This is a genomic window from Chamaesiphon sp. OTE_20_metabat_361, from assembly GCF_031364565.1.
Genome location: NZ_JANLWO010000813.1, coordinates 1 through 5,916, shown reverse-complemented (window position 1 = coordinate 5,916; position 5,916 = coordinate 1). Strand labels below are relative to the sequence as shown.

Below are 5,916 nucleotides of genomic sequence, written 5' to 3'. Positions count from 1 at the left end.
TCTGTGGTAGCGGATTTTGTCCATGCCAGATTCAATTAGCGGCGATCGCGATGTTAGACTACAATCGACAAGCGATAAGTTAGCAAGTTAGCAATTTTTCACTAACTTGAAGGCAACTGACCGCGTATATTTAAATTCTTGCTCATTAGAATACACAAACTACACATCTAAATTTATTAATTTCCCTATTCTTAACCCATTTACCTGCCAAGTCATTTTGACTCAAAGGATTTAACCGTGAAAAAAATCTTACTAGTAGACGACGATAAAACCCTCCAAACCGTACTCACGCGCTATCTTGAAAAGCGGGGTTATTCAGTACGGGTAGTCACCTCTGGAGTCCAGGGGTTGAAACTGTTCGCGCAAGATCCGCCAGATTTGGTCGTGTCGGACATCATGATGCCCGGGATGGATGGCTTGGAATTTTGTCGCCGCCTGCGGGCAACCAGACCCGGACAGTTGGTACCATTTATCTTTTTGACAGCTAAAAAAGACTTGGAAGACCGGATTCAAGGTCACTACATCGGCGCGGATGACTACATCACCAAGCCATTCGAGCCATTAGAGTTGCTAGCCAAAATTGAAGCTCAACTCGAACGTTCGCGCCGCATTCACTCAGAGATGGTGCGGTTGATGCAAAAAGTTCCTGAAGATAGCGACTTGGGGAATGAGTATGGCGACGATCGATCCGAAGCTGTAGCTCAGGCTAAAGATCCCGAGCCAGAAGAAGATCTGCCATTGACACCAGCCGAAGCGCGGGTGTTCTGGGAAGTAATCCAAGGTTTGACCAATAAGCAAATCAGTCAAAGGTTGTTTATTAGTCCGCGTACCGTCCAAACTCACCTGAGTAATATTCTCACGAAGTTAAATCTCGAAAATAGATCGCAGTTAGTCAGATTTGCCTTCGAGCATGGCTATCGTCCGCCCCAAACTCAAGACGAACAAAGAGCCGCTGAAGCCAGAGGCTAGTACTGAAAAGATGGGAGATGGGGGATGGGAGATCTCAATAGTGACTTAATTTGTGCCGCCCAGTACTAGTTAGAAATTGGCAGGGGGAATCGATCGATTATCCCTGCCGATTTTTTTCAGTTCGCTTTTACCGCTAAACTTGAGTAATACTATGACGATATTGTCAGCAAGCATCATGTCAGACGATCGAGCCTATCTCTCACAAAAAGCGATCGACCCCAAAGAGCGACTAATTTTTGCACTTGATGTCGATAATAGCGATCGAGCGCGGGAAATTGTTACACAGCTCGATGATGCGGTCATATTCTATAAGCTAGGGCTGGAGATGTTTCTGGGTGGTAAATACTTTGAAACGATCGAATGGTTATTATCCCGCGATAAGAAGATTTTTGTCGATTTGAAGTTTTTTGATGTGCCCCAAACTGTCGGCGCGGCGGTCAAACAACTCACCAATCGCGGCATTAGCTTTGTGACGGTGCATGGTAACGATGAGATTTTAAAAGCTGCCGTGCGGGAAAAACAGGATCTCCAGATCCTGGCGGTGACAGTTTTGACGAGTCTCGATCGCGGCGACCTCAATGACTTGGGATTCGAGTGCGATCCTGACGCGCTAGTGCTGTCTAGAGCCAAACGTGCCCTGCAAATCGGCTGCGATGGGGTGATTTCATCCGGACGGGAAGCCAAGGCGCTCAGAGCCAGTTTAGACGCCAATTTTTTAGTAGTTACACCCGGCATCAGACCTGTAGAAAATACCGAAGAACAGAGCGACGATCAAAAAAGAACGGTCGATGTCAAGACTGCATTTATGAACGGTGCCGATTATATCGTAGTCGGCAGACCGATTAAGTCTACGCCCGATCCTTACGCTGCGGCATCAGCCATCCAGCAAACGATCGCCGAGATTTTCACGTAACTTTATTGCGGGAAGATCGAATAAATAAGTTCAAAGCCGAGATAGATGTTGACAACAAAGACTGTGAAAGGGAACCTTCCTAAAGCAACTAACAGCCAACGGTTCGATCGGACAACTCCGGTGTTATCCAGTCGGCAAGCGGGCTGGGACGGGATTTTAGTCGAGCGGTATCAACATCTTTCAACTTCATTTGAAGTTGAATTTCCCGCCCCATCAGAGCATTGGCTCGTCTTACCATTAGGGCAACCTGTCCTTGTCACCCAAAAGTCTGACAATCGGTTGTATGAATCCTTTATTAAAAAGGGCGACAGCGTCCTTGTTCCCGCTGGACAACCGAAGTACTGGAGTCGGCGCGAAGGTATCTGCTGTTCGTTGCATATTCACTTAAAACCGGAGCTGATTAGACAAACCGCTGAAGTATCCGAACTGAATCCAGACCGAATCAGCCTCGTGGACTGTTTCGGTAAGCAAGATTTACAGCTTCATCAGATCGCGATGCTGCTGTTAGCTGAGTTGGAGTCTGATGGTGTGATGGGTCGATTGTATGTTGAGTCACTTACCCAAGTATTAGCCATTCATTTACTCAGACATTATGCTAGCATCACGCCAACCATTACACCTGAAAATAGAAGTTTAACTCGTACTCAGTTGCAGCAGGCAATCGACTATATTCACGCTCATCTCGACCGAGACTTGTCATTGGCGGAACTTGCCAGCATCATCAATATCAGCCCCACTTATTTTGCTAGTTTATTCAAACAGTCGATGGGAATTGCGCCACATCAATATGTGATTCAACAGCGCGTAGAACAGGCAAAATTTCTGTTGTCGAAAACAGATTTAGCGATTGCGGATATTGCCTCAAAAGTAGGCTTCTCCAGTCAAAGTCATCTCACCCAGCAGTTTAAGCGCCTTACGGGAATGACACCTAAGCAAGTTCGCTAACATTATAAGAATTTGATAAATTGTCATAAGAATCTGAAAGAAGCCGCTCGCTAGAACTGGTTATACTCCAGATAGTTAAGAAAAAATGAGTCGATCGCCAGGTTACAGCCTATAAATAGTTGGGCTAATTTCTTGTTTTAATGATATTCGGATTGGAGAGTGAATAATTATGAGTTCAGATCGACAGTTTCTGCAAAATTTATACGCAGCCTTCAACAAAGGCGATCTTGAAACAATTATCTCGGTGATGCACCCGGACGTGAAATGGGCGAACGGCGTAGCAGGCGGTTTTGTCTACGGACGCGATGCGGTGCGCGAATACTGGACTAATCAATATCAGGTGATTCAAGTGCAGCTTGAAGCCTTAAAATTCGAGACGGACGAAAACAATCGAAATGTCGTTACCGTGCATCAAATCGTCAGAGATTTGCAAGGCAATTTGCTTGTAGATACCACAGTCGAGCAAATCTTTACCATTGAAAATGGTGCGTTGGCATCGCCCCTCTGCAAGAGGATCGTTCTTTATGAAATTGGCGGAACTGAAACAATCCAAGAGATGATTCAAAAGACGAGAACTCCTAACGAGTAATCGGGAATGCGCTTCATAGCCTAACCGATTTGCCGATAGCGATCGACATCCCATCGCTAATATGGTGTAGCTTGGATCGTAAGTCGTGTATTTACTATCCCTGCATTATCCATACCAATGATTAATCTCCCCGTTCACCGCAGCCAGTTAGCCAATGGGATTACCGTGCTGACGATCGCCAATCCCAGTGCCGATATTGTCTCTGGGCGATTTTTTATCCCAGCGGGGAGTCGATGGGAGGCAGAGGAGCAAGCTGGATTAGCCCAATTGCTGACATCCTTACTGACTAAAGGAACAGATCGATTGTCGGCGTTGGAAATTGCCGATCGGATCGAGTCGGTGGGTGCGGGACTAGGTGCCGAAACGACGGCAGATTATCTGAAATTGAGCCTCAAAACTGTCACAGCCGATTTGGCAGATATCTTCAAATTAGCTGGCGAGATCCTTAGAAGTCCCAGTTTTCCCGAAGCTCAAATCGCCCTCGAACGCAAGCAAATTATCCAGGCGATTCGATCGCAAACCGAGCAACCATTTAATAATGCCTATCGGCAGTTGCGGACGCTGTTATATGGCGATCATCCTTACTCGCGATCGAGTCTGGGAACTGCGGAAACACTCGCCCAAATTAGCCGTCAGGACTTAATTAACTACCATCAGCAGCACATTCGACCCGATCGATTAATTATCAGCCTTGCAGGGCGAATTACCCCCGATGCAGCCCTCGATCTGGTAAATCGAGTATTCGGCGATTGGGAAATACCCGAGAGCGCACCGCCAACCCTAACGACTCATAGTGTCACGACTCAACCCCAATATCAAATCGACTACCAAGCGACTCAACAGGCGATCGTCATCTTAGGTTATCTCGCACCACCGATCCACGATCCCGACTGCATTGCCCTCAAATTAATCGATAGCTATTTGAGCAATGGGATGTCTAGTCGCCTATTTGTAGAGCTGCGAGAAAAGCGGGGACTTGCCTATGATGTCTCGTCCTTTTATCCAACGCGATTGGATACGTCGCATTTTGCCGTCTATATGGGCACCAATCCAATCAATACAGGTATTGCCGTGAGCGGCTTACGCGCCGAAGTCGATCGATTGTGCATGGAACCGCTCTCAGTAAGCGAACTCCAGATGACTAAGGATAAACTACTCGGGCAATATGCACTGGGCAAACAAACTAACGGACAACTAGCCCAAACTTATGGCTGGTACGAACTGTTGGGTTTAAGTACTAATTTTGACAGCGAATTCCACCAGGCAATCGACCGACTCACGTCGCTGGAACTACTCACCGCCGCCGACAAATATCTCAGCCAACCCTATATTTCGATCGTCAGTCCCGAAGAACACGGCACGATCGCGATCGTCAATGACAGATTATCGATCGTTTAAATTAATTGAGAATTGGGTTATTGGGATAGGGTTTAAATTTTCATCCTTACAACCCAATTATTAATTATTAAGTAGATCGGCACAATTATTAGAATCATCTGAAACCCTGATGGTTAGCAGCGATGCGCGCTCGTCGGGTTTCCCGACGGTTCAGCGCATCAAGACAGTGCCCACCCTACAAGGCATCTGGGTTTAAATCCCCACTCTAACAACCTCGCTGTCTTGAAAAGGTGCTTCACTTGCGGCGCATCGAACGGGAGGTTCCCTCCCGTTTGTGTGCGTCAAGACAGGGCAAAGAAGCGAGCTTTTGGGGGAAGCTTCCCCCCAAACGTTGCGCCCCAAGAACGCACTTTTCGCTTTCAACTTTCAACTTTCAACTTTCAACTTTTTAACTGCTGCTCGATCTGGCGCACGACAGTTAATGCCGAATAACTAACTCCTGCCGTCCCTTCACCGGGATGGGTAGAGTCTCCCACCATCCATAATCCCTCTACAGGAATCCGCGTTGCGAAGCCAAATGGCCCGAATGTCGCTACCCGTTGCCCGATGCCGCCGACGATGCCGCGATCGCGTCCGGTATAATGCTCGAAAGTTCGGGGCGTACCTGCTTCGGTGACGATGATATTTTCGGGTGCGAGATCGAAGTATTCGCCCAATTTGGCGATCGCCGTGGCAGTATATTTAGCTTTCATCGCCTCATAATCAACGCCCTCGGCGTACCATTTATGCGGATCGACAAATGATGAGGCAATAATCGTCGCCTTCCCATCGGGCGCACGTCCGTCACCGGGATGGCTGACAGAGACAAATAAGGAATTATTTTCGCCGATAATCCCGTCGTAATCGTAGAGAAATTGCAAATGGGGCGGACAGCCGGCGGGAATTGCGCTGTCTTTGACGCCCAGATACACCACAAATGCCCCCGAAGCTTGGGGTAAAGTTTTGACACGCGATCGATAGCCATCGAGTGATAGCAAGGGAATCGGATTGGACTTGGGAGCCGCATCGCCGAGCAATCTGACTAAATCCTGTGCCGTGACATTTGCCACCACTTCAGCGGCGGATTCCGTCCAAGTTTCGTTCGTTTTTTGGTTGCGGATCG

The 5,916-nt window shown here is 47.6% G+C and carries 5 protein-coding genes and 1 pseudogene; 5 read left to right on the top strand and 1 reads right to left on the bottom strand.

The genetic code is table 11. The annotated features are described in order from the left end of the window. Positions 1 to 237: 237 nt before the first annotated feature. The 5 genes from RMO35_RS22840 (at position 238) to RMO35_RS22820 (ending at position 4,814) form a co-directional block, all read left to right on the top strand. The gene (locus RMO35_RS22840; RefSeq protein ID WP_309744650.1) at positions 238 to 969 is read left to right on the top strand and encodes a response regulator transcription factor; all 732 of its coding nucleotides are present in this window, start codon (positions 238 to 240) and stop codon (positions 967 to 969) included. A 151-nt stretch (positions 970 to 1,120) separates the two neighbouring features. Next, the gene (gene pyrF, locus RMO35_RS22835) at positions 1,121 to 1,882 is read left to right on the top strand and encodes an orotidine-5'-phosphate decarboxylase (protein ID WP_309744648.1); all 762 of its coding nucleotides are present in this window, start codon (positions 1,121 to 1,123) and stop codon (positions 1,880 to 1,882) included. A gap of 45 nt (positions 1,883 to 1,927) precedes the next feature. Beyond that, on the top strand, positions 1,928 to 2,827 hold the full coding sequence (locus RMO35_RS22830; protein ID WP_309744646.1) for an AraC family transcriptional regulator: 900 nt from the start codon (positions 1,928 to 1,930) through the stop codon (positions 2,825 to 2,827). 169 nt (positions 2,828 to 2,996) lie between these two features. Then, positions 2,997 to 3,416, top strand: coding sequence for a nuclear transport factor 2 family protein (locus tag RMO35_RS22825; RefSeq protein WP_309744644.1), 420 nt, complete (start codon positions 2,997 to 2,999; stop codon positions 3,414 to 3,416). Positions 3,417 to 3,533: 117 nt separating this feature from the next. After that, on the top strand, positions 3,534 to 4,814 hold the full coding sequence (locus RMO35_RS22820; protein ID WP_309744641.1) for a pitrilysin family protein: 1,281 nt from the start codon (positions 3,534 to 3,536) through the stop codon (positions 4,812 to 4,814). Between the two features lie 380 nt (positions 4,815 to 5,194). On the opposite strand, the pseudogene RMO35_RS22815 reads toward RMO35_RS22820, so the two are convergent. Beyond that, positions 5,195 to 5,916, bottom strand: a pseudogene (locus RMO35_RS22815) (C-3',4' desaturase CrtD); the annotation flags it as partial.

Excerpts from the sequence above, each read along its gene's own strand:
- pyrF (WP_309744648.1), top strand. The coding sequence starts at position 1,121 with ATGACGATATTGTCAGCAAGCATCATGTCAGACGATCGAGCCTATCTC.
- RMO35_RS22830 (WP_309744646.1), top strand. The coding sequence starts at position 1,928 with ATGTTGACAACAAAGACTGTGAAAGGGAACCTTCCTAAAGCAACTAAC.
- RMO35_RS22825 (WP_309744644.1), top strand. The coding sequence starts at position 2,997 with ATGAGTTCAGATCGACAGTTTCTGCAAAATTTATACGCAGCCTTCAAC.
- RMO35_RS22820 (WP_309744641.1), top strand. The coding sequence starts at position 3,534 with ATGATTAATCTCCCCGTTCACCGCAGCCAGTTAGCCAATGGGATTACC.